Annotated in this window: 1 protein-coding gene; it reads right to left on the bottom strand. The window is 35.5% G+C overall.

What is annotated here, in order from left to right:
- Positions 1–334 (bottom strand): IS6 family transposase (locus tag HRG09_RS28440; protein WP_174104115.1); only part of this gene is annotated, 334 nt, incomplete at its 3' end.
- Positions 335–400: the final 66 nt, after the last annotated feature.

Genomic DNA, 400 nt, shown 5'->3' with positions numbered 1-400 from the left:
CCTGATGATCCCGTTTTTTACGAAGTTGAATATCCAACGTGTGCCCGTCTTTATCAATTGCACGATATAAATAACACCATTTTCCTTTGACTTTTATATAGGTTTCATCTAGTTTCCAAGATAATTGAACGTTTTTATTTTTCTTCTTCCAAATTTGATAAATAAGGTTTCCATATTCATGAACCCAGCGCATGATGGTTGTTGGGTGAACCGAAACACCACGCTCTTTCAAGATTTCGGATACATCACGATAGCTTAAAGAAAAACGGCAATAGTAGCCGACGGCTACCAAAATAATATCCTTTTTAAACTGTTTTCCTTTAAAATACCCCATATATCATTCTCCTGCTCACACTTTTTCTACAGGTTATCTCAGTTTAAAAATCTTTGCAACAGAACC

It is taken from the genome of Bacillus sp. Xin1 (assembly GCF_013314535.1).
Taxonomy (GTDB): domain Bacteria; phylum Bacillota; class Bacilli; order Bacillales; family Bacillaceae_G; genus Bacillus_A.
Note: the sequence above shows the minus strand (reverse complement) of the source record. Positions and strands in the feature narration are given on the sequence as shown.